General features: G+C 72.1%; 22 protein-coding genes and 1 pseudogene. 15 read left to right on the top strand and 8 right to left on the bottom strand.

Annotated elements, in window-relative coordinates:
* The first annotated feature begins 27 nt into the window (after nt 1-27).
* Genes B1L11_RS20345 through B1L11_RS51430 form a run of 3 tightly spaced genes read left to right on the top strand, consistent with a single transcriptional unit; the run spans nt 28 to nt 5,346 of the window.
* Nucleotides 28-1,098, top strand: a complete 1,071-nt coding sequence (locus B1L11_RS20345; RefSeq protein ID WP_079315947.1) for a DUF559 domain-containing protein — start codon at nt 28-30, stop codon at nt 1,096-1,098.
* On the top strand, nt 1,091-1,822 hold the full coding sequence (locus B1L11_RS20340) for a hypothetical protein (protein ID WP_143737409.1): 732 nt from the start codon (nt 1,091-1,093) through the stop codon (nt 1,820-1,822). The genes B1L11_RS20345 and B1L11_RS20340 overlap by 8 nt, the downstream gene beginning before the upstream one ends.
* Entirely contained in the window at nt 1,819-5,346 is a 3,528-nt protein-coding gene (locus B1L11_RS51430; protein WP_256862731.1) for a helicase HerA domain-containing protein, read from the top strand. The genes B1L11_RS20340 and B1L11_RS51430 overlap by 4 nt, the downstream gene beginning before the upstream one ends.
* On the opposite strand, the gene B1L11_RS20330 is transcribed toward B1L11_RS51430, so the two are convergent.
* Nucleotides 5,229-6,095 carry a TetR/AcrR family transcriptional regulator gene (locus B1L11_RS20330; protein ID WP_218671211.1) on the bottom strand — a complete coding sequence of 289 codons (867 nt, stop codon included), beginning with the start codon at nt 6,093-6,095 and terminating at the stop codon, nt 5,229-5,231. The genes B1L11_RS51430 and B1L11_RS20330 overlap by 118 nt on opposite strands.
* A gap of 135 nt (nt 6,096-6,230) precedes the next feature.
* On the opposite strand from B1L11_RS20330, the gene B1L11_RS20325 reads away from it, so the two are divergent.
* Complete coding sequence (locus tag B1L11_RS20325; protein WP_079315945.1) at nt 6,231-7,259, top strand: aldo/keto reductase; 1,029 nt, start codon at nt 6,231-6,233, stop codon at nt 7,257-7,259.
* 39 nt (nt 7,260-7,298) lie between these two features.
* On the opposite strand, the gene B1L11_RS20320 is transcribed toward B1L11_RS20325, so the two are convergent.
* Nucleotides 7,299-7,868 (bottom strand): hypothetical protein, encoded by a 570-nt coding sequence (locus B1L11_RS20320; RefSeq protein ID WP_079315944.1) that lies wholly within the window; start codon nt 7,866-7,868, stop codon nt 7,299-7,301.
* Complete coding sequence (locus B1L11_RS20315) at nt 7,869-8,636, bottom strand: DUF4239 domain-containing protein (protein WP_079315943.1); 768 nt, start codon at nt 8,634-8,636, stop codon at nt 7,869-7,871.
* Nucleotides 8,637-8,784: 148 nt separating this feature from the next.
* Between B1L11_RS20315 and B1L11_RS20310 the strand changes: the two genes are divergently transcribed.
* From B1L11_RS20310 to B1L11_RS20290, 5 genes are all read left to right on the top strand, one after another.
* Nucleotides 8,785-9,447 (top strand): SDR family oxidoreductase, encoded by a 663-nt coding sequence (locus B1L11_RS20310; RefSeq protein WP_079315942.1) that lies wholly within the window; start codon nt 8,785-8,787, stop codon nt 9,445-9,447.
* 225 nt (nt 9,448-9,672) lie between these two features.
* The gene (locus B1L11_RS20305; RefSeq protein WP_079315941.1) at nt 9,673-12,114 is read left to right on the top strand and encodes a M14 family zinc carboxypeptidase; all 2,442 of its coding nucleotides are present in this window, start codon (nt 9,673-9,675) and stop codon (nt 12,112-12,114) included.
* A gap of 164 nt (nt 12,115-12,278) precedes the next feature.
* Nucleotides 12,279-12,623 (top strand): SPW repeat protein, encoded by a 345-nt coding sequence (locus B1L11_RS20300; RefSeq protein WP_079315940.1) that lies wholly within the window; start codon nt 12,279-12,281, stop codon nt 12,621-12,623.
* 165 nt (nt 12,624-12,788) lie between these two features.
* The gene (locus B1L11_RS20295) at nt 12,789-13,136 is read left to right on the top strand and encodes a bifunctional 3-phenylpropionate/cinnamic acid dioxygenase ferredoxin subunit (protein WP_079315939.1); all 348 of its coding nucleotides are present in this window, start codon (nt 12,789-12,791) and stop codon (nt 13,134-13,136) included.
* Nucleotides 13,137-13,153: 17 nt separating this feature from the next.
* A complete protein-coding gene (locus B1L11_RS20290; protein WP_079315938.1) occupies nt 13,154-14,320 on the top strand; it encodes an NAD(P)/FAD-dependent oxidoreductase in 1,167 nt (388 codons plus the stop codon).
* Nucleotides 14,321-14,380: 60 nt separating this feature from the next.
* Here the strand turns inward: B1L11_RS20290 and B1L11_RS20285 are convergent, their stop codons facing one another.
* Nucleotides 14,381-15,223: an IclR family transcriptional regulator gene (locus tag B1L11_RS20285; RefSeq protein ID WP_079315937.1), complete on the bottom strand. Its 843-nt coding sequence runs from the start codon at nt 15,221-15,223 to the stop codon at nt 14,381-14,383.
* Nucleotides 15,224-15,252: 29 nt separating this feature from the next.
* On the opposite strand from B1L11_RS20285, the gene betA reads away from it, so the two are divergent.
* Both betA and B1L11_RS20275 read left to right on the top strand, forming a co-directional pair.
* A complete protein-coding gene (gene betA / locus B1L11_RS20280; RefSeq protein ID WP_079315936.1) occupies nt 15,253-16,887 on the top strand; it encodes a choline dehydrogenase in 1,635 nt (544 codons plus the stop codon).
* Nucleotide 16,888: 1 nt separating this feature from the next.
* Complete coding sequence (locus B1L11_RS20275) at nt 16,889-18,349, top strand: aldehyde dehydrogenase family protein (RefSeq protein WP_079315935.1); 1,461 nt, start codon at nt 16,889-16,891, stop codon at nt 18,347-18,349.
* Nucleotides 18,350-18,366: 17 nt separating this feature from the next.
* On the opposite strand, the gene B1L11_RS20270 is transcribed toward B1L11_RS20275, so the two are convergent.
* The gene (locus tag B1L11_RS20270) at nt 18,367-19,230 is read right to left on the bottom strand and encodes an alpha/beta fold hydrolase (protein ID WP_079315934.1); all 864 of its coding nucleotides are present in this window, start codon (nt 19,228-19,230) and stop codon (nt 18,367-18,369) included.
* Nucleotides 19,231-19,301: 71 nt separating this feature from the next.
* Between B1L11_RS20270 and B1L11_RS20265 the strand changes: the two genes are divergently transcribed.
* Entirely contained in the window at nt 19,302-19,763 is a 462-nt protein-coding gene (locus tag B1L11_RS20265) for a MarR family transcriptional regulator (protein ID WP_079315933.1), read from the top strand.
* A 40-nt stretch (nt 19,764-19,803) separates the two neighbouring features.
* A complete protein-coding gene (locus B1L11_RS20260) occupies nt 19,804-20,547 on the top strand; it encodes a Mut7-C RNAse domain-containing protein (protein WP_079315932.1) in 744 nt (247 codons plus the stop codon).
* On the opposite strand, the gene B1L11_RS20255 is transcribed toward B1L11_RS20260, so the two are convergent.
* Together B1L11_RS20255 and B1L11_RS51425 are read right to left on the bottom strand one after the other, a co-directional pair.
* A complete protein-coding gene (locus B1L11_RS20255; protein ID WP_372974704.1) occupies nt 20,501-20,638 on the bottom strand; it encodes a response regulator transcription factor in 138 nt (45 codons plus the stop codon). The two genes, B1L11_RS20260 and B1L11_RS20255, sit on opposite strands and share 47 nt — an antisense overlap.
* Nucleotides 20,620-21,135, bottom strand: a complete 516-nt coding sequence (locus B1L11_RS51425; protein WP_256862737.1) for a hypothetical protein — start codon at nt 21,133-21,135, stop codon at nt 20,620-20,622. The genes B1L11_RS20255 and B1L11_RS51425 overlap by 19 nt, the downstream gene beginning before the upstream one ends.
* On the opposite strand from B1L11_RS51425, the gene B1L11_RS20250 reads away from it, so the two are divergent.
* Nucleotides 21,134-21,787 (top strand): DUF998 domain-containing protein, encoded by a 654-nt coding sequence (locus B1L11_RS20250; protein ID WP_256862734.1) that lies wholly within the window; start codon nt 21,134-21,136, stop codon nt 21,785-21,787. The two genes, B1L11_RS51425 and B1L11_RS20250, sit on opposite strands and share 2 nt — an antisense overlap.
* A 33-nt stretch (nt 21,788-21,820) precedes the next feature.
* Nucleotides 21,821-21,985: pseudogene (locus B1L11_RS51420) on the top strand (MerR family DNA-binding transcriptional regulator); the annotation flags it as partial.
* Here the strand turns inward: B1L11_RS51420 and B1L11_RS51415 are convergent.
* Nucleotides 21,943-22,179, bottom strand: a complete 237-nt coding sequence (locus B1L11_RS51415) for a hypothetical protein (RefSeq protein WP_256862736.1) — start codon at nt 22,177-22,179, stop codon at nt 21,943-21,945. The pseudogene B1L11_RS51420 and the gene B1L11_RS51415 overlap by 43 nt on opposite strands.
* Nucleotides 22,180-22,299 lie beyond the last annotated feature (120 nt).

Raw genomic sequence — 22,299 nt, 5'->3', positions numbered from 1 at the left:
GGATCTTCAACGACAGGCGGGAACGGCGTGGCACGCTCGTGGCGGGAGCTTCCCACGGGCCGGGTCGTGCACCTGCACGCTGGCAGGGACGTGCACCTGCACGGCGACCCGGATGCCGTCGCGCTGGCGCTCGAGCCCCTGCCCGATGACGCGCCTGCGCTGGTCACCTACGTCCCCCGCCCGGCCGGGACCCCCGCGGACGTGGTCGCCGACGTGCTGCGGGAACTGGAGGCCGCCGCGCTGGCGATGTTCCCCGCCTGGCTGCCCGAGGCGGACGGCATCACCGGATCCGGCGGCGCGGCCGTCCCCGCCGTTCGTGCCCTCGCCCTGCGTACCGGCTCCGCCACCAGGCACTTCGCGCCCTTCCTCGCGCATCTGGCGGAACGCGCTCTGCGGGGTGAGGCCCGGGGAACCTTCCCGCCCGAGATCCGTGCCGCCGGGCTGGCCCGGGTGCTCCGCGCGGGCTACCGGCGGCCGGAGGCCGCGATCCTCGTGCGGATGCCGTACGAGCTCGGCCCGTCCGCAGAGGAGGTGCTGGTCGCGGCGTGCGAATGGCTGGCCCACCACGGCGGGTTCGGCGTCTGGCTCACCGGGCCGCCGCCGCGCTTCGTCGACCGGATCGAGACCGTGGCCGCCCCGATCCCCGACGAGGTGGCGGCGCTCGTCCGCGACATCGAGCCCGGCGGCACCGAGGAAGTCCCGCTGCCGGCGCTCGCCTTTCCGCCTCTCGCCGGAGTGCCGCACCCGGCCAGCGCCGCCGAGCGACGATTGGAGGCGGCCCTGTCGCCGTGCGCCTGGGCGACGGGCCGCGAGTGGAACCAGCTTCACGCCTCGGGGCCGCTCAGCAACCCGATCCGCGTCGACCTGCTCTGGCGCGCCGAGCGATGCGTGATCGAGATCGACGGGCCCGAGCATCTCAGGCCGCTCCGCCTCGCCGCGGACAGACAGCGCGACCTGCGCCTCCGCCGGGACGGCTACGCCGTCCGCCGCTTCACGAACGAGCAGGTGCTGGAACGCCTCGGCACCGTGCTCGCCGAGTTGGAGCGCTTCCTCCACCAGTGCCGTCATGGAACGCTCGAAGGGTCACTCCATGCCTGACAAACCCTTGTCCTTCTCCGCGACCTGCGCCCTCCTGATCCTGATGGCGGAGGACCGGGAGATGTCCAATCCCGAGCTCAAGGAAAAGTACGGCGTCACCATCACGGGCAAGGAGCGGACCACCCTCAACGAGGGCAAGTTCGTCACCAGCCGGAGAACGGGACGCTCTTTCAGCCACGTGCTGACCGACAAGGGCTGGCACCACGCGTCGGAGCTCGTCCGCGACGGCATCAGCGCGCCGGGCACCGGTTTCGCCGCGGCGGCGGTCAAGGCCCTCGTCGGCAACCTCCAGCGGCACGTCGCCCGGAGCGAGAACAGCCTCGCCGAGATCTTCGGGCGGGAGGAGGACCTCCCCCCGGCGACCACCGAGGCACCGCTTGACCGGCCGTCCGCCGCTGAGGTGGCGGCGGCACCGATCGCGATCCCGGAGACGTCGGTTGCGAGGGGGTCCGCGCGCCCGTCCGACGACGTCGAGACGATGATCCGCAAGGCGTACGCGCAGCTCGCCGACAAGCCGAACGCCTGGGTCAGCCTGACCCGGCTGCGTCCGCTGCTCGGCGACGCCCCCAGGGCCGAGGTCGACGCCGTCCTTCGTCACATGATCGGCCTGCCGGACGTGCGCCTGGTGCCCGAGTCCAACCAGAAGATGCTCACCGACGAGGACAGGGGCGCGGCTGTCGTGATCGGGGACCAGGCCAAGCACCTCATCCTGATCGGAGCATGATGACGAGCGACGAACTCGACGCCCTCCGGGCCCTGCGGTTCAACTACACGCGGGTCGCCGACGACGTGTGGCGCCCGTTGCCGTTCCATGTCGAGGGGATGCACCGGGACGCCGCGCAGGTCATCCTCGACGGCCTGCTGGAGGCGGAGGAGAGCGTCGCCGCGAGCCCCATCGGCGTCGCGATTCAGGGCCAGCGGGGAACGGGCAAGACGCACCTGCTCGGCTGGGTACGCGAGAAGGTGCACGAAGAGGACGCCTACTTCTTCCTCGTCAGCCTGCTCGACGCGAAGGACTTCTGGGAGAGCGTGCTGCTCTCCATGCTCGACAGCCTCTCCCGGCCGATGGCCGGAGACGGCAGTCAGCTGAGGGAACTCCTGTGGCGCCTCTGCGTGCTCGCCGAGGTGCCGCAGCCGGCTCGGGGCCCCATCATCGGCGACGTCCCCCTGTCCCGTGCCGACCTGGATGCCTTCATCGACGCCCTGCGCCGGTACGACCCGCACGTCGGCCGGGACGTGCAGGACACCGCACGGGCCCTCACGCTGCGGGCCTCGCACGACCTGGCGGCGCAGGACATCGGTGACGCCTACCTCATCTCGGCGCCGCAGGGAGAGCCCGGCGAGCGCGCGGAATGGGGGTTCCGGACCGTCGAGAAGACACCGCAGGAGATCGTCCACGACCTGTCCAGGCTTCTCGCGCTGACCGGTCCCTCCGTCATCGCCGTGGACCAGGTCGACACGCTGATCGCCCAGTCCGCGACCCGCACCGGGGGTGGATCGCTGGAGGATCCGGAGCACCGGAGGGTGATCGAACGCGTCGCGGGCGGGCTGATGACCCTTCGCGAGGTCACCCGCCGCACGCTGACGGTGCTGTCCTGCATCCCCGTCACATGGACGCTGATCGAAAAGCATGCCACGGACACCGTCCAGGACCGCTTCCGGACGCCCCTGCCGCTGGGGACGATCCCGGACGCGGGAACCGCCATGGCTTTGATCGAGAAGCGGTTCAGTGCGCAGTACGGGGCGGTGGGGTTCACGCCGCCGTATCCGACGTGGCCGGTGAAGCCGGAGGCGTTCGAGGAGGCATACCAGTACACGCCTCGCCAGTTGCTCATCCGGATCGACACGCATGTGCGGTCGTGCCTGGCGAGCGGGCAGGTCACGGAGCTGGAACGGCTGACCGGCTCCGAATCACGCAAGGTCGTTCCCGTCCTGCCGCCGCCGAAGCAGGAACCCGACTTCGGCGCGCTCGACAGGCGGTTCGCGGAGTTGCGGCAGCGGGCGGACGTGGTAGAGGCGCTGGACCCGATCACGGAGGACGCCGTGATGCCGGGACTGCTGTCGGCCGGGCTGTCCGCCTGGATCGCCGAGCAGGGCGAGGACGGGCGCCTGTTCACCCAGGACCCGCCCCCGAGCACGAAGCCGCCCCTGCACGCCCGCCTGCGGCGGACCCTGGACGAGGCGACAGAGAACGAGGCCCACTGGTGCTTCCGGGCCATCTCCGCGTCCCATCACATCGCCGCGCTCAACCGGCTGAAGGCCGCGTCCACGGCGGCCGGGCTCGACGAGCGGATACCCGCGCGCAAGCTGTTCGTGCTCAGGAACCAGAGCTGGGCCAAGGGACCGGTCACCCAGGAGACCCTGGCCGCCTTCGAGCAGGCGGGCGGCCGTGTCCTCCAGGTCGAGGAGGACGACCTGAGGATCTTCTCGGCGCTTCGCACCCTGCTGGTCGAAAACCCGGCGGACCTCCAGGCATGGCTCGTCTCCCGCAAGCCGACGAGCGAGGTGAAGCTGTTCGCCGAGGCGCTGAGCGACGCGGCCGTTCCACGCGTGTCCGATGCCGGGAGCGGGAGGTCCTCCAAGGCGACCCGGTCGCCGGACCGCCCCCGGCGCACTGCCAATCCCGACCGGCACCTGCTCCAACGGGAGGTCGTGCCGCGGCTCGCGCCGCTCCCGGTGGCCGGCGCGCCGTCCCCGGCCCCCGTTGACACGCCTTCCCCGGCCTCCGGCACCGACACTGCGCCGCCACCGGCCTCCGAGACCGCGCCTTCGCCGGCCTCCGGCGGTGTGCCGGAACCGGCCGGTACGGACGTCGCGTTCCCCGGCGGCCTGGGTCTCGGCCCGGCCGTTCCCGATCTGCAGGTCTGGCCACCGCCGCCCTCCCCCGAGGCGTCTGCGGCCGTGGAGATGCCGGTCGAGGCGCGGTCTGCGGAGGGGTCGGCGACGGAGACGCCAGCCGTTCCTCAGCCGCGCAGGCCGCACCCGTCGGACGAGGCCCCTTCGGACGAGGCCCCGGCGGCTCCGTACCTGACGATCGGGGCGGCGACCTCGGACGACCGGCCGGTACGGATCCCGCTGGAGACCCTGCGCAAGCACACCGCGATCTTCGCCGGCTCCGGCTCAGGCAAGACGGTGCTGATCCGCCGTCTCGTGGAGGAGTGCGCCCTTCAGGGGGTCTCGGCGATCGTCCTCGACGCCAACAACGACCTCGCGCGGCTCGGCGACCGGTGGCCGGAGCCACCCGCGGAGTGGGGCGAGGGCGACGCGGTCAGGGCCGACGACTACCTGGCGAACACCGACGTGGTCGTCTGGACACCACGCAAGGAGTCGGGACGCCCGCTGAGCTTCCAGCCGCTGCCCGACTTCGGCAGCGTCGCCGACGACCCGGACGAGTTCGGCGAGGCGGTGGACGCCGCCCTCGCCGCGCTCGTGCCCCGGGCGAAGCTGGAGACCAAGACGGCCAGGGCGCATCTCGGGCAGGCGGTGCTGCGCGAGGCCGTCGCCCACTACGGACGGCGCGGCGGCACGGGGCTGGGCGGCCTGATCGCCCTGCTCGACGACCTGCCGGACGGCGTGAGCAGTCTGGAGGGCGCGGCCAGGCTCGCCACCGAGATGGCCCAGCACCTGAGGGCGGAGACGATCAGCGATCCCCTGTTCGCGGGGACCGGGACGCCCGTCGATCCGGGCGTCCTGCTGACGCCGCCGGAGGGGAAGCGGGCCCGCGTGTCGGTGATCAGCCTCACCGGCATGGCCTCCGACGCGCAGCGGCAGGGCTTCGTCAACCAGCTCCAGATGGCGCTGTTCTCCTGGATCAAGCGGCATCCCGCCGGAGACCGGCCGCTCGGCGGGCTGTTCGTCATGGACGAGGCCCAGACGTTCGCGCCGTCGGGGACGGCGACCGTGTGCACCCAGAGCACGCTCGCCCTCGCCGCCCAGGCCCGCAAGTACGGCCTCGGGCTGGTGTTCGCCACCCAGGCGCCGAAGGGCCTGCACAACCGGATCACGGGCAACGCCGCCACCCAGTTCTTCGGCCTGCTCAACGCGCCGGCTCAGATCACGGCGGCGCGGGAGCTGGCCAGGGCCAAGGGCGGCGACGTCCCCGACGTGTCGCGGCTGCGGTCCGGCCAGTTCTACGCGGCGTTCGAGGGCGGGGCGTTCACGAAGGTCCGTACGCCGATGTGCCTGAGCCACCACCCGAGCAGCCCCCTGACGAGCGAGGAGGTCGTGGCCCGGGCGAACCGGTCCTGAACGAGAGCGCGCGGAGCCGGTGCCGCCCTCGGGCGCGGCGCCGGCTCCGCTGTGCCTGAGGGCCGGTGATCAGTCTGCGGGGTCTTTCGGACACTCCACCGGCCGGCCGTAGAGGATCGATGTCCAGGCGTTGGTGAGGACGTCGACGAGAACCTCCTCGTGCGTCGAACGGGGGGACACCGGCCGCCGCCACGGTAATACAGCCGTTCGCCCATCCACGGTCCAGCGACGCGGCGACGGCGCGCACGCTCATGTCCCCGAGCCGCTCCCCGAGCCTGCGGGTCGGACTCGATACGGGCCGCGGCGGCGTCGGTGAACAGGTCCATCTGTTCCAGCCAGAGGGCTCGCAGCCCGTCGTCCGAGCCCTGGTTCTCCACGATCGCCATGAGAACGCCCGCGTTGTCGCGCCACAGCCGGGCGCCGTCCCGTACCCCCGCACGCAGCGCGGCGACGGGATCCCGCGACCCGTCGATCTGAAGCCCCTCGACCCACGGGCGCGCGGCCTGCTGTCCCTGGGTCACGGCGTCGCGCACCAGCTCGCCGAGCACGGCCTGCTTGCTCGGGAAGTAGAAGTAGAAGCTCGCCCGGGAGACCTCCGCGGCGGTGAGGATGTCGGCGACGCTGAGGGCGTCGAAGCGGCGCTCCCGCAGCAGCTCGCGGGTCGCGGACAGGATCCGCTCCCGCAACCCGGTGGACGCCGGCTCCGCGGCTGATCTACGGGCGTGCTGTGCGCCGGGCTTCAAAGGCATGCCCCTCAGGATACCGACGTGCTGTACGGACATTCAGTACAGACATGGTGTCCATACACGATGTATGGTGGCGCCTATGACGCTTTCAGCCATCCATCTGGTGGTCGCCGATATGCTCGGCGGATCGGCCACGGCATGAGGTACCGCACCTTGGGCACGAGCGGTCTGCGGGTGTCCGAACTGGTCCTGGGCGCGATGACCTTCGGGGAGCAGGGCGGGGTCGGCGCGCCGCCCGCGGAGTGCCGGCGGATGCTCGACCTGTACGCCGAGGCCGGCGGCAACATGATCGACACGGCCGTCAACTACCGCGACGGAGCCAGCGAGGAGATCCTCGGCGAGCTGCTCGAGGGCCGGCGCGAGTCGTTCGTCCTCGGCACGAAGTACACCGTCTCCCGCGACCGCTCCGACCCGAACGCCGCGGGGAACCACAGAAAGAACCTCCGGGCCTCCCTGGAGACCAGCCTGCGCCGGCTGCGCACGGACTACGTCGACCTCTACTGGGTGCACATGTGGGACCGTGACACGCCGATCGAGGAGACCATGCGCGCGCTGGACGACGCCGTCCAGGCCGGCAAGGTGCTGTACGTGGGGATCTCCGACGCCCCCGCCTGGGTCGTGGCCCGCGCCAACACCCTGGCCGAATGGCGCGGCTGGAGTCCCTTCATCGGCCTGCAGGTGCCGTACAGCCTGCTGCAACGCGACGTCGAACGGGAGTTGCTGCCCATGGCCGAGTCCCTCGGGCTCGGCGTCACGGCGTGGAGCCCGCTCGGCGGCGGGGTGCTGTCCGGCAAGTACACCCGCCCGGACGGGGCCGTGCCCGCGGGACGGCTGAAGGCCGAGTCGCTCTCGGCCCGCGACCACGCCGTCGCCCGGGCCGTGCAGGAGGCCGCCGACGAGATCGGCGCGACTCCGGCACAGGTCGCGATCGCGTGGACGATGAGCCGCTCTCCCGCCGTCCACCCGATCGTCGGGGCGCGTTCCGCCGGTCAGCTCCGGGGCAATCTCGCGGCCGCCGGTCTCACCCTTCCCCCGGAGATGCGCACGCGCCTGGAGGATGCCACCGAGTTCACCCTCGGGTTCCCCGGCGACTTCATCGCCCAGACCTCGCCGTGGGTGTTCGCCGCCGCACTCGTCGATCCCCCTCCCGGCGCGGTCCGGCGATGAGAGCCGTGTCGGCGCTCCGATGCCGCCGCCCGTGTACCCCTACCGGCGGAAGGCGGCGGCACCGGCGGCGGCGATCGCCACCGACAGGACCACGACGACCGTGAGCGTCCCCAGAGGGTTGCGGTGCCGTACGGGCGCGATCGCGCGCATGGCCGGCACTCGGGCGACCGGCGACCTCGACGGCGACGGGGTGGGTCTCGGCGTCGCGCGAGGGCGGGGGACGGCGCGCCACAGGCGGCCCCGCGGACGGCCGGGGCGCGGCCACCACCCGATGCGGGGAGTGCCGGGGCGCCGGTGCGGGCTTCTCGGGAGCCGGCGCCGGAGGCTCCGGGGAGGGCGGGGCGGCGGCACGCGCGTCGGCGGCGTGCAGCCGGGCCCGCCGATGCCGACCTCGGCGTGCAGGTCGACGATCACGTCCACGTCGAGGCAGACGCCGACCCGCAGGCCCGGTCCGTCCGGATCGTCGGCCGTGCGGGACGCGCCGGCGGCCGCCCGCACCGGCGCGGGAAACGCGGCCGCCGACGTGGCCCACATCAGCGCGGCACAGGTCATCGCGGCACACGCGCAGACGAGCGCGACGGCCACGCGCGGGCCCGCGGTCCTGCCCATTCAGCGGCCCTCGGGGATCCGCTGGAACTCGTGCAGGGCGCTCACGAACGCGTCGGGCTTGACCGCCAGGCCACCGCTGAAGGGGCGGGAGATGTTCCAGGCGAGATAGACGCCGACGCCGAGCAGGACCGCCATCGCCATCACCGGCACGAGCGTGAGCCCCCGTGGCCGGGCCCCGGCCAGGAACGGGAAGACGACGACGAGGACGCCCGTGAGGACCGTCAGCAGCATGACACCAGGAGGCGGCACGGAGCCCGCGTCGGCGGCGCGCTGCCGGCGGGCGGCGAACAGGTCCGCCATCCGTTCCAGCACGGCGTCCCTGGCGTCGCGCGCCTCGTCGGTCGTGACCGGCAGTTCGGTCACGCGGGCGCGCAGCGCCTCCAGCCGCGCCGTCCCCTCGGTGCCGAGATGTCCTGCCGCCATCTGCGGCCACTCGTCCTCGACGACGTAGTTCGCGTACTCGCGCAGTCCCTCGCGCACCTGGGCGGCGTCGGGAGCGGGCAGCGGCGCGGCGGCCCAGTAGGCCTCCACGAGAGCCTGGGTCTCCGCGTAGGTGTTCTGCCGCGCCGAGTCGGCCGAGGTCCACGGCACGACGATCGCGATGGCGAACACGAGCAGGAACAGCGAGGAGAGCATCGATCCGGCGTGACCGGCGGACGCGCCGCCGGGATCGCGATCGTCGGTGCCCCGGCCCAGCGCGCGGAACAGAAGGGCCGCCATGGCCACCAGCCCGACGGCCGCCGCGACCGCGAGTACGCCCATGAGCATGACATCTCCACAGACACTTTGCTGATTACTTGTAGTGACATGACTATCACAACAGGTAACCAATGACCAGCGAAGACGGGCAAGTGACGGCGCGGCCTGCCCGGGCCGCCAGGGTGGGTCGTGGCAGGATCGGCGCGGAGGTGGGCGCATGCGCGTGGTGATCGCGGGCGGACACGGGAAGGTCGCCCTTCGGCTGGCACGCCTGCTGAGCGGGCGGGGCGACGCGCCGGTGGGGCTGATCCGCAACCCGGATCAGGTCGCGGACGTGGAGGCGGCCGGCGCCGAGGCGGTGCTGTGCGACCTGGAGCGGACCACGCCGGAGGAGGTCACCGAGATCCTGCTGGGAGCCGGCGCCGTCGTCTTCGCAGCGGGGGCGGGACCCGGCAGCGGCGCCGCGCGCAAGTTCACCGTGGACCAGGGGGCCTCGGTGCTGCTCGCCGGCGCGGCCGAGCGTGCCGGGGTGTCCCGCTTCATCCAGATCTCCTCGATGGGCGCGGGATCGCCGCCCGCGCCGGGGCGCGACGAGGTCTGGGCGGCCTACATCACCGCGAAGACGGCGGCCGAGGAGGACCTGCGCGCCCGCCCGCTCGACTGGACGATCCTGCGGCCGGGACGGCTCACCGACGGGCCGGGGACCGGCCTGGTGACGCTGGCCGACCCGCCGCTTCCCCCCGGAGCGGTGCCGCGCGACGACGTCGCCGCCGTGATCGCCGCGCTGATCGACGCTCCGGAGACGCGGCATCGCGTCCTCGAACTCATCGGCGGAGGCGTGCCCGTCGCCGAGGCCGTACGCCTCGTGCTGATGCGGTGACGAAGGACGGCCATCCCGGACCGCTACTCATATCGGTCCCACATGACAAGAGGCGCTAAATACCCAATTGGGCACCGAGTCATCTCATTGCGGAAAAATCCCGTATTTGGGGAGTTCGTGCGCCTTGACGACTTTTTCGAGGTGGCAAAGACTTCCCTCGACCTCGCGTGATCCGCTCCGGGCTGACCCCCCTCCCCGGAAGGCACGCCAGATGGAGGAAACTCGATGAGGAGCTCTCCCCGCAGGGCGCGACGCTACGCCGCCGCACTCGCACTCCCCCTGGCGATCACCCTGAACGCCCTCCCGGCACTCGCCGATCTCTCCCCCGATCCGGTCCCCCCCGACCGGGCGTCCAGCACCGCGCAGAACGGCGTCGCGCTGATGCGCGTCGTCGTCGCCGACCAGTCGGGCGTGGACAAGCTGGTCGCCCTGGGCGTCGACCTGGCCGAGTACACCAAGCCCGTCGACGGCGGCATCGAGGTGCACGCCGTGCTCAGCCCCGACGAGGCGCAGAGCCTGCGCGACCAGGGCTTCGACGTCCGCGACGCCATCTCCGACCAGAGCGACTACGCCGCGAACCTGGCCGAGCGGCGCCAGGCCCTCGCCGCCGCGTCCGCCGACGCGTCGGCGACCGACACGCTGACCCCGCTGCGCGCCGAGTGGTTCACCAGCCTCGACGACCAGCGTTTCCTGTCGGTGGAGGTGAAGACGAGCGCGACGGACGCCCAGACCGTCCTCACCGCCACCTGGGACAGCGGCCCCGGCACCGCCCCCGACTCCGGCGGCACGGCGACCATGTCCCGCTTCACCGACGCCGGGCAGTACATGTACCACCGGTTCAACTCGCCGCTGCCGATCACGGCGGTCCCCACCCGGGTCACCATCACCAGCAACCGGGGCGGCTCGATCACCGTGCCGGTGACGAAGTGGCTGGGCGAGCCGCGCAAGGCGCCGAGCAAGCACTACGTGCAGGACTTCGTCGACCACTACATGGACCCCACCGAGGTCACCAACCGGATCGTGTCGCTGTCCAAGGAGTTCCCGAAGATCTCGGAGATCATCGACCTCCCGTACAAGACGAACGGCTACCGCCGCCAGGCGCAGGCGCAGTTCGGCACGGGGTCGGGGAGCGCGCTGGCGAGCACGTTCTACGTGACGTCCAAGGCGTACGGCAGCGAGGGCGGCAACGACGTCAGCGTCGCGCTGGTGAACCCCGCCACCGCTTCCGCCCCGCTCTCCGTCGCCGTCAACGGCAAGGACGTCGTGGTCAACCTGGCCACGGACGCCTCCGGCGCGGTCACCAGCACGGCCTCCCAGGTCGTCGCCGCGCTGAACGGCAACTCCGCGGCTTCTGCGCTGCTGACGGCGAGCCTCTACCGGACCAGCACGGGCACCGGTGTGGTGGCGGCGGCCGCGGCGACCAAGCTGACCGACAACCTGAAGGCGCCGGCGAGCGTCTCGCGTCAGCCGTTCCAGATGAAGGCGCTGCGCATCGGCAAGAGCAGGAACGGCTCGAAGACCGGCGTGTTCCTCTACTGCCAGGAGCACGCCCGCGAGTGGGTGACCCCGATCACCTGTGTGGAGACCGCCGAGCGGCTGCTGCGCAACTACGCGCAGGACCCGGACACCAGGAAGCTGGTGGACGATCTCGACATCTTCATCGTGCCGACGATCAACCCCGACGGCGCCCACTACTCGATGTACGACTACAACATGCAGCGCAGGAACATGGTCAACTACTGCGCTCCCGACGCCGCGGACCCGGGGCGGCGCAACTCCTGGGGCGTCGACCTCAACCGCAACTTCTCGGTGGGCAGCGTCCGCGACGGATACACCGGCGGCTCGACCAGCTGCACCAGCGACACCTTCGCCGGACCGTCGGAGCTGTCGGAGCCGGAGACGCGCAACGAGGTGTGGCTCACGGAGAAGTTCCCGAACATCAAGTTCGCGATGAACACCCACTCCTACGGCGGCTACTTCATGTGGCCTCCGGGGGCGTACAAGACCGCCGGACGGGAGACGCTGCCGCGGACGGACCTCGGCACGGAGGAGTACTTCTGGAACGCCTCCAACCACATCCTGTCCGCCGTCCAGGGCTGGCGCGGCACCGCCATCTGGCCGGGACGCACCGGCCCGGTGATCGACGTGCTGTACTCGGCGGCCGGTAACAGCGCCGACGAGTTCTGGTACAACAAGGGCATCATCGGCTGGGACTTCGAGGTCGGCGCGGACGTCTACGACCCGGCGACCAAGCAGTACCGCGCGGTCGGCTTCCAGCCTCCGTTCGAGGAGGGCCACGAGGAGGCGATGGAGTTCTCCAACGGCCAGATCGGCATCCTCGAGGTCGCCCGCGCCTACGACAAGGACAAGCAGCGGCCCGACTCGACGCTCGTGGTGACCGACACGACCGACACCTCGACCACGTTCACCTTCAACGTGGACGAGCCGGCGAACGTCTACTACACCCTCGACGGCAGCCGGCCGACGCTGAGCTCGCCCAAGCTGACCTCTTCGGGCATGCGCGAGGGCGCCGCGAAGATCTCGATCGACAAGACCACCGAGGTGCACTGGTTCGCCATGGACCTCGCGGGCAACGTCGAGAAGAACTACAAGCCGGACGGCAACGGCAAGAACTACAACAAGGAGACCGTGAAGGTCGGCCGCTGACCATCCGCTTCACCGTGGCCGCCGTTCACCGCCCGGGATATCGTGCCGCGTTCCGGACAAGGTGACTCAGGGTTAGGAAATCCTGACGTAGCGGATTGTTGACCGGCCGGTCAATCAGGCAGACCGTCAAGGTCATAGGTCACCTCTCCCGTACGGAGGCACGGATGGATCTCACGAGATCGTTGTCCGACATCGTCGCCCTCGTCGCCGGGCTGGTCGCGGTGCTCGCGCCGTTCTTCTGGGCCGACGCCCAGGCGGCCACGCAGCCGCTGCTCGTTCTCGGCGCACTGCTCGTCGTCTCCGCCCTGTGGTCCATCCTGGGCGCGGGCGGCGCCAGTTCCTGGGTGACCGCGGCGTTCGGCGCCCTGCTGTTCGTCTCCCCCTGGGCGTTCGGCTTCGACGGCGATTCCGCCTCGGCGTGGACCGCCTGGATCACCGGCGCCGTCACCGTCGTCGTCGGCCTGCTGACCGTCCTACAGGTGCGCGGCCGCACGACCGTCGCCGCCTGACCCCTCTCCCGCCCCACCTTCGCGTACGCCCCGCTGCCCGTCGCCCCTCACGGCGACCGGCGGCGGGGCCGTACGCCTTTTCGCCCCTTGACTTTGGCGCGATCTCCACTCACTCTGTTGCGCATAGCGCTTCCTGTTCCACCTTACGAAACTGGGAACTTTCGCATGATTCCTGCGTGCCCCCTCGCCGCCCTGCCCAGAGGCGAGGCCCTCCGAATCGAGACAGATCCCCCGATCGCCGTCTTCCACACCGAGGACGGTGAACTGTACGCGGTGGACGACACCTGTACCCACCAGGACGCGTCGCTGGCGGACGGGTGGCTGGAAGGGTGCGAGGTGGAGTGCCCCCTGCACGCGTCGCGCTTCGACCTGCGCACGGGCCGGGTGGACGCTCCTCCCGCGAAGCTGCCGGTGCGCACCCACCAGGTGGTGGTCCGGGACGAGACCGTCTACGTCGTGCCGTCGGACCTGCCGCCGAACCTCCCGCCCGGCGTCCGCACCGGGTCGGCCTGAGACGCCGTGAGGGTGCCGTGAAATCCGTCGCCATCGTCGGCGCGTCGCTCGCCGGGCTGTCGGCCGCCCGTGCGCTGCGCGACCAGGGCTTCGGCGGGCGTCTGACGATCGTCGGGGCCGAACCGCACCGCCCCTACGACCGGCCCCCGCTGTCCAAGGAGTTCCTCGCCGGCCAGATGACGACGGCGGACCTCGCCTTGGAAGGCGACGGCGAGGACCTCGACGCCGAGTGGCGCCTGGGCGTCGCGGCCACCGGGCTGGAACAGGGCCGGCCGCTGCGGATCACGCTCGCCGACGGCTCCGCGGTCGAGGCCGACGGCGTGGTCATCGCCACCGGCTCGGTCGCCCGCACCCTCGGGGGCGATCTCGCCGGGGTGCACACGCTGCGGACGATCGAGGACGCGGCGGCTCTGCGGGCCGGTCTCGACGCCGCCCGGCGGCTCGTGGTGATCGGTGCGGGCTTCATCGGCGCCGAGGTCGCCTGCGTCGCCCGCACGCTCGGGCTCGACGTGACGATCGTCGAGGCGGCGCCCGCGCCGTTCGCCCGCGCGCTCGGGCCCGAGATGGGCACCGCGCTCGCCGGGCTGCACGAGGACCACGGGGTGCGCCTGATCTGCGGCGCCGCCGTACGGACCCTGACGGGCGAGGGCCGCGTCGACGGGGTGCTGCTGGAGGACGGGCGCCGTCTGGACGCCGACGTGGTGCTCGTCGGCATCGGCGCGCGGCCGGCGGTGGACTGGCTCGACGGCAGCGGGGTCCAGGTGGGCGACGGCGTTCTCTGCGACACCGGCGGTGCGGCGAGCGTGCCGGGAGTCGTCGCGGTCGGCGACTGCGCCGCCTGGTTCGACCCCGCCCTCGGCGCCCACCTGCGCGTGGAGCACTGGACCGGCGCGGCGCGGCGTCCCGCGACGGCCGCGCGGACGCTGCTGTCCGGCGGCGCCGCCGTGCCGGACGCCCTCGCGCCGCCCTACCTGTGGTCGGACCAGTACGGCATGCGCGTGCAGTTCGCCGGGCACACGCTGCCGGGAGACGAGGTGAGCGTCGAGGAGGGCGACCTCGCGTCCCGCCGCTTCCTGGCCGTCTACCGGCGGGAGGGCCGCACGGTCGCGGTGCTCGGCGTCGACCAGCCGCGCTCGTTCACCCGGTGGCGGCGCCGCCTGAACGAGCCCGCCGGAGCGCGATGAACGCCGTCGTGTCCCGGCAGGGACGTCGCTGCGGCGCCTGCGGGCGTGCGGCGACCCCGGTCACCCGGCGTGGCCGAGACGGTGGCTGATGTCGGCGGCGCCCGCGACGAGCACGGGCGCGAACTCGCGCATGCGCTCCTCGCTGAACCGGTAGGCCGGGCCGGAGGCGCTGACCGCCGCCACCACCTCGCCCTCGTGGGAGCGGATGGGCGCGGCGATGGCGTTCAGCCCGATCTCGTACTCCTCCACCGTGACCGCGTAGCCCCGCCGCAGCGCCTCGTCGAGCTGCCGCCGCAGTTCGGCGGCGTCGGTCACCGTGGCGGGCGTGAAGCGCTCCAGCCCTGCGGCGGCGATGAGCCGCTCGCGGCGCCGCTCGTCGAGGTGGGCGAGCAGGATCTTGCCGCTCGACGTGGCGTGCAGGGGGGTGGGCTGGCCGACCCAGTTGTGCGCGGTCACGGCCGCCTGGCCGCGCACCTGGTCGAGGTTGATGGCGTAGTGGGACCGCGCGACGGCGATGTTGACGGTCTCGCCGATCTCCTCGGCGAGGCGCCGGCACACCGGGCGGCTCTGCTGGACGAGGTCGAGCCGCGCGGCCACTCCGGCGGCGAGCCGGACGATGCCGAAGCCGAGGCGATACTTTCCGCGGTCCTCGGCCTGCTCCGCCAGGCCGCGCGCCTCGAGGGCGCCGAGGAGCCGGAACGCGGTGGACTTGTGGACGCCGATCTCCGCGGCGACCTCGCTCACGCCGGCCTCGCCGCGCCGGGAGAGGATCTCCAGGATCGTCACGGCCCGGTCCACCGACTGGACGCCGCCGCTCCCCTCGGACCGCGCGGCGGTCTCGTCGGGCCCCGCGATGCCGGGGTCCGACGCGTGACGTTGCGGATGCTGCACTCTATTGCGCATATCAATATCATCCTGCCCGGGAGGCGGACATGTATGACTTTGTCATCGTCGGTGGTGGATCAGCGGGGAGCGCTCTCGCGAACCGGCTGTCGGCCGACCCCTCCAACCGCGTCCTCGTGCTGGAGGCGGGCCGTCCCGACTACCTGTGGGACGTGTTCATCCACATGCCGGCCGCGCTGATGTTCCCCATCGGCAGCCGGTTCTACGACTGGAAGTACGAGTCCGAACCCGAGCCGCACATGCACGGCCGGCGGATCTACCACGCCCGGGGGAAGGTGCTCGGCGGGTCGAGCAGCATCAACGGCATGATCTTCCAGCGCGGCAACCCCATGGACTACGAGCGCTGGGCCGCCGACCCGGGCATGGAGACCTGGGACTTCGCGCACTGCCTGCCGTACTTCAAGCGCATGGAGAACTGCCTGGCCGCCGACGCGAACGACCCGATGCGCGGGCACGACGGGCCGCTGGCGCTGGAGCGCGGCCCGGCCAGGAACCCGCTGTTCAAGGCCTTCTTCGAGGCCGTGCAGCAGGCGGGCTACCCGCTGACCGACGACGTGAACGGCTACCGCCAGGAGGGCTTCGCGCCGTTCGACCGCAACGTACGGCGCGGGCGCCGGCTGTCCGCCGCCCGGGCGTACCTCCACCCGGTGATGAACCGCCCGAACCTGACGGTCAAGACCCGCGCGTTCGTCACGAAGATCCTGTTCGAGGGCAAGCGCGCGGTCGGCGTCGAGTTCGACGGCAAGCGGGTGCGGGCCGGGGAGGTCATCCTCTGCGGCGGCGCGATCAACTCCCCGCAGCTCCTGCAGCTGTCCGGCGTGGGCGACGCCGACCACCTGAAGGCGCACGGCGTCGACGTGGTCCACGACCTGCCCGGCGTCGGCGAGAACCTCCAGGACCACCTGGAGGTCTACATCCAGTACGCCTGCAAGCAGCCGGTGTCGATGCAGCCCGCGATGAAGTGGCGCAACCGGCCGCTGGTCGGCGCGCAGTGGCTGTTCCTGCGCTCGGGGCCGGGCGCGACCAACCACTTCGAGGCCGGCGGCTTCGTGCGCGGCAACGACGACGTCGACTACCCCAACCTGATGTTCCACTTCCTGCCCGTCGCCGTCCGCTACGACGGCTCGGCACCGGCCGGCGGGCACGGCTACCAGGTGCACATCGGGCCGATGTACTCCGACGCCCGCGGCTCGGTGAAGATCAAGAGCGCCGACCCCCGGGTGAAGCCCGCCCTGCGCTTCAACTACCTGTCCACGGACCAGGACCGCCGCGAGTGGGTCGAGGCCGTCCGGGTGGCCCGCGGCATCCTCAACCAGCCCGCGATGGACGCGTTCAACGGCGGCGAGCTGTCCCCCGGCCGGGAGGTCGAGACCGACGAGCAGATCCTCGACTGGGTGGCCAAGGACGGCGAGACCGCCCTGCACCCCTCCTGCACCGCGAAGATGGGCGTGGACGAGATGTCCGTGGTCGACCCGCTGACCATGCGGGTGCACGGCCTGGAGGGCCTGCGGGTCGTGGACGCCTCGGTCATGCCGTACGTCACGAACGGCAACATCTACGCGCCGGTGATGATGGTCGCGGAGAAGGCGGCCGACCTGATCCTCGGTAACACTCCCCTGGCCCCCGAGCCGGTGGAGTTCTACCGGCACAGGAAGGACGCCTGACATGAAGGACCTGCACATCGGCGGGCAGTGGCGCGACGCCGCCGAGGGCGGCCGGCGCGAGATCCACTGCCCGGCCGACGGACAGCACGTGGCGACCGTGGCGGAGGCCACCCGCGCCGACACGGAGGCCGCGATCGCGGCGGCCCGGCAGGCGTTCGACGAGGGTCCGTGGCCGCGTACGCCGGAGCGCGAGCGCGGGGCGCTGCTGCTGCGGGTGGCCGGTCTGCTGGAGCGCGACAAGGCCGAGATCGCGCGGGCGGAGTCGCTCGACACCGGCAAACGCCTGGTGGAAAGCGAGTACGACGTCGACGACGTGGTCGCGTGCTTCCGCTACTTCGGCGGCATCGCCGGCACCGACGCCGGGCGGGTGGTCGACACCGGCCGCGCCGACGCGATCAGCCGGGTGGTGTACGAGCCGGTCGGGGTCTGCGGCCTGATCACCCCGTGGAACTACCCGCTGTTGCAGACCTCCTGGAAGGTGGCGCCCGCGCTGGCGGCCGGGAACACCTTCGTGCTCAAGCCGAGCGAGCTGACCCCGTCCACGGCGATCCTGCTGATGCGGCTGCTGGAGGAGGCGGGGCTGCCGCCGGGGGTGGGCAACCTGGTGCTCGGGGCCGGCGCGGAGGTGGGCGCGCCGCTGGCCGAGCACCCGGGCGTCGACATGGTGTCGTTCACCGGCGGGCTGGCGACCGGACGGGGCATCATGGCCTCGGCCGCGCGGACGGTCAAGCGCGTCGCGCTGGAGCTGGGCGGCAAGAACCCCAACATCGTGTTCGCCGACGCGGACTTCGACACGGCCGTCGATCTCGCCGTGACCGCGGTGTTCCTGCACTCGGGGCAGGTCTGCTCGGCCGGCGCCCGGCTGCTGGTGGAGGACTCGATCCACGAGGAGTTCGTGGACGCGGTGGTGCGCCGGGCCGAGCGGATCAGGCTGGGCGGGCCGTTCGACCCCGAGGCCGAGACCGGACCGCTGATCTCCGCCGAGCATCTGGCCAAGGTCGAGGCGTACGTCGAGGCGGGGATCGCCGAGGGCGCGAAACTGCGCTGCGGCGGGCGGCGCCTTGAGGGGAAGGGGTACTTCTTCCCCCCGACCGTGCTGGACGGCTGCCACCGCGACATGCGGGTGGTCCGGGAGGAGTCGTTCGGGCCGGTGCTGACGGTGGAGCGGTTCTCGGGTGAGGACGAGGCCGTCGCGTTGGGCAACGACACCGACTACGGGCTGGCCGGGGCCGTGTGGACGACGGACGCGGGCAAGGCCCAGCGGGTGGCCGGGCGGCTGCGGCACGGCACGGTGTGGATCAACGACTACCACCCGTACGTGCCGCAGGCGGAGTGGGGCGGGTTCAAGCAGTCCGGCATCGGCCGCGAGCTGGGCCCGACCGGCCTCGACGAATACCGCGAGATCAAGCACATCTGGCAGAACATCGATCCACGCCCCCAGCACTGGTTCCGTCCCCGGTAGTACGTTGACAGCACAGCTCAGGCGTCCCGCCCGTGCGCGGCGAGGAACCTCTCGATGCGCGCGTCCATCTCGGGTGGCGCCGCGAGGGGAAGGGTGTGGTGTGTGGCGCCGGGCAGTACGGCCGTCTCCACGCGGGGCAGGAGCGCCGCGGCGGAGGCGGCCACCCGGCCGATGTCATGCGCCCGGCTGCGCTCGGCCAGGAGAAGCAGCACCGGGGGCCGCAGCGCCCGCAACTCCTCCGGTCCGGGACGCGGACCGGTCAGGGGCCGGGCGGCGGGGAAGCCGGCGGCGAGATCGTTGAGGCGGCGCCACTTCTCGTCCAGCGCCGTCCGCCCTGTCTCCCAGTCGATGAACGCGCGGCGTCGCCGTACGGTCGGGCGAAGCAGCATCGGCAGGGCGCGCAGGAGATAACGGCGGGAGAAACCGGTGAAGCAGTTCGTCGGATCGACCAGCACCAGCGCCCTCACTCTGCCGGGCGCGTGCGACGCGTAGTGGAGGGCGCTCCACGCGCCATAGGAGTGCCCGCACATGGACACCGTCGTAGCGCCGAGTCCGTCGAGCACGGCGTCGAGCCAGGCCATCTGGTCGCCCAGCCTGCGGACCGCGCGCTCGCCGGCGACGCTGCGGCCCGCCTCGCCGACGGTGTCGACCGCGTGCACCCGGTAGGCCGTGCCGAGTGCCTTCGCGGTGCTGGACCAGACGGTCGAGGTGGTCCCGCCGCCGTGCAGGAGGACCACCGGCGGCGCGTCCGCGGGGCCGACCGAGTTGACGTGGGTCGTGCCGTAGGGCGTGCTGATCGCGGCCGACTCCGTTGAGGCGGGCCAGTTCGCCGCCAGGACGGCGTCGTACGCCGCGTAGAACGCCTCGTCGATGCTCTTCAAGGCCGCCTCCGGAAATCACTCGCTGAGCAATAATCTCGTTGAGCGAGATAATAAGCCGAGGAGGGGCTGCCATGACGCCAGGGGTGGCGCGCGAGCACGAGGGCCCGGAGATGGAGATCTTCCATCTGCTGCGGGCGGTCGCGGTGGAGTACGGCCTGCGTCAGGCGGAGTTCGCGGCCGAGCACGGCATGCATGTCACCGACGTGCGGGCGCTCATCTGCCTGCTGGACGCGGAGCGGGCCGGGATCGACGCCACCGCCGGCTTCCTCGGCGCCGGGCTGGGCCTGAACTCGGCGGGCACCACGGGGGTCGTCGACCGGCTCGAACGGCTCGGCCTGGTCAGCCGGGTCCGCGACGTCAGGGACCGGCGCCGGGTCCTGCTGAGAGTCGAGGACCGCGCCAAGGAACTGGGGTGGAGCTACTTCGGCCCGCTGATCGACAGGACGGTCGGGGTGCTGTCCGGATTCGACGAGCGGCACCTGGCCGCGGTGCGGCTCTTCCTCCGGACGGCGCTGGACGCGTTGACGACATGACCCCGTCGCCGCGGCCCTGCCCCAGGGGCATGCTGGGGACATGGACGTGTCCGTACGCTTCGCGCCCGAGCTGTGGATCTTCCTCGCGCCGCGCAACCGGCGGCCCGAGGTGCTCCTGCCGTACGACGGGACGTCCTCGCTCGGCCACTTGATCGAGTCGGCGGGCGTTCCGCTGACCGAGATCGGCGAGCCGGTCGCCGGAGGCCGCCCGGTGGCCCGATCACACCGGCCGGGTCCGGACGAGGTGGTGGCGGTGCCGGCCGTGCCCAGGCCACAGGCAGTGCCGGGCTGCCGGTTCGTCCTCGACGTCCATCTGGGAACGCTGGCGCGGCGGCTGCGCCTGGTCGGCCTGGACACCGCGTACCGCAATGACATGGACGACGACGCCCTGATCGAGCAGGCCAACGCCGAGGATCGGGTGCTGCTCACGCAGGACCGGGGCATCCTGCGGCGCCGGTCGCTGCGGCTCGGGGCGTACGTGCGCGGCGCCCGGCCGGACGACCAGTTCCTCGACGTGCTCGACCGCTTCCGCCCGCCGCTGACCCCGTGGACCCGCTGCACGGCCTGCAACGGGCGGCTCGCCCCGGTCGGCAAGGCCGAGGTGGAGGATGCGCTGGAGCCCGGCACCCGGCGCAGCTACGACGAGTTCGCCCGCTGCCTCGCCTGCGGCCGGATCTACTGGCACGGCGCCCACGGCGGCGACCTGGCCGCCGTCGTCGACCGCGCCCTCCACACGGTCAGTCCCGCGCGTCGTGGGCGAGCAGGGCGAGCTGGATCCGGTTGAGCAGGCCGAGCTTGGTCAGCGCGCTGGAGATGTGTGCCTTGACCGCGCCCACCGACATGTACAGCCGCTGGGCTATCTCCGCGTTGGACAACCCACGGCCGTCCCGAGGCAGAACGGGACGACGAACAGCAGCAGCGTCGTCGCCACGATCACCGGCCGCTCCACGCCGGGAGGCCGGCCGAACAGCGCGTAGTGGCCGACGACCGCCAGGTATGCCGCGGTGACCATCGCGGCGCGCGGCCACGGACGGTGGACGGCCACCGTGAGCGTGATCACCATGGCCGCGCCCAGCGCCGATCCCGAGACCAGCAGCGCGGGCACCATGGCGACGGCCAGGAGCACCGGCAGGCGGCGCCGCCACCACAACGCCAGGCAGGCGAGGGCGCCGGCCCACGGGTTGACCGCGACCATCCAGCCGGGCACGAAGTCCACGCCTTCCGGCGGGAAGTCCCGGTTCTCCACCCACATGACCGCCGAGAAACCGAACAGCACGGCGTCCGCCGTCCAGTCGCGCAGTGTGCGGCGAGTCGCGGGCCATCCGTCGAGCGCGGCGAGCTCGGCCGGGCGTCGGGCGTGGGATGACGGCATGGATGCCATCGCAGAGTCTCGCAGAGCACGGCCCGCGACACTGCTGTGCGGTGCCGTCAGCGGCCCGCTCTTCCTGGGCGTGATCCTGGTGGAGGGCGCGGCCCGCTCGGGCTACGACCCGTTCCGCCATCCCGGCAGCGCGCTGAGCCTCGGCGACCGGGGCTGGATCCAGATCGCGAACTTCCTGCTCACGGGGCTGTCGCTGCTCGGCTTCGCCGCCGCGGTGCGCACTGTGCTGCGGTCACCGGTGGGTGCCCTGCTCGTCGGCGTGGCCGGGCTCGCCATGGTCGTCTCCGGCCTGTTCACGATGGATCCGATGCGGGGCTATCCACCGGGAAGCTCAGACCCGATCACGACGAGCTGGCACCATCAGGCGCACGACGTGGCCGGTGTGGTGCTCTTCCTCGCCCTGCCGGCCGCCTGCTTCCCCATCTCCCGCCGCCTCGGAAGCGGCTGGCGCGCGTACCTGCTGCTGACGGCCGCGGCCGGGCTCGTCCTGATGGTCTGGTTCGGCACGGCCTGGGAGGCCGGCGCCGCGAACGCGGGCCTGATCCAGCGCATCCTGATCGCGGTGGACCTCGGCTGGATCAGCCTCCTCGCCGTCCATCTGCTTGCCTTCGGAGTTTCCCGGGAGGCAGGAGAGCCGAGTTGAGTCTCCGGTAGGGGGAGACGCGAGGGTGGGGGCATGGACGGCGACACGCTCTACTCGATCGGTGAGCTGGCACGGCGGACCGGACTGACGGTCAAGGCCATCCGGTTCTACTCCGACTGCGGGATCGTGCCGCCCACCGGCCGCAGCCCGGCCGGCTACCGCCTGTACGACACCGACGCCGCCGCCCGGCTGGACCTCGTACGGACGCTGCGCGACCTGGGGATCGACCTTCCCACGATCCGCAGGGTCCTGGACCGGGAGGCCACGCTCGCGCAGGTCGCGGCGGCGCACGCCGAGGCGCTGGCGACGCAGATCCGGGTGCTGCGCCTGCGGCGCGCGGTGGCGACGGCGGTGGCACGGCGCGGCTCCACCCCCGAGGAGATGGATCTCATGCACAGACTCGCCAGGCTTTCCGAGGACGAGCGCCGGCGGCTGGTCGACGGCTTCCTCGACGCCGCCTTCGGCGGCCTGGACGCCGACCTGACGGGAATCAGGCGCACGATGACCCCCCG

Origin of the sequence: Microbispora sp. GKU 823 (assembly GCF_002027145.1) — a bacterium.
In the GTDB taxonomy this organism is placed as follows: Bacteria; Actinomycetota; Actinomycetes; order Streptosporangiales; family Streptosporangiaceae; genus Microbispora; species Microbispora siamensis.
Note: the sequence above shows the minus strand (reverse complement) of the source record. Positions and strands in the feature narration are given on the sequence as shown.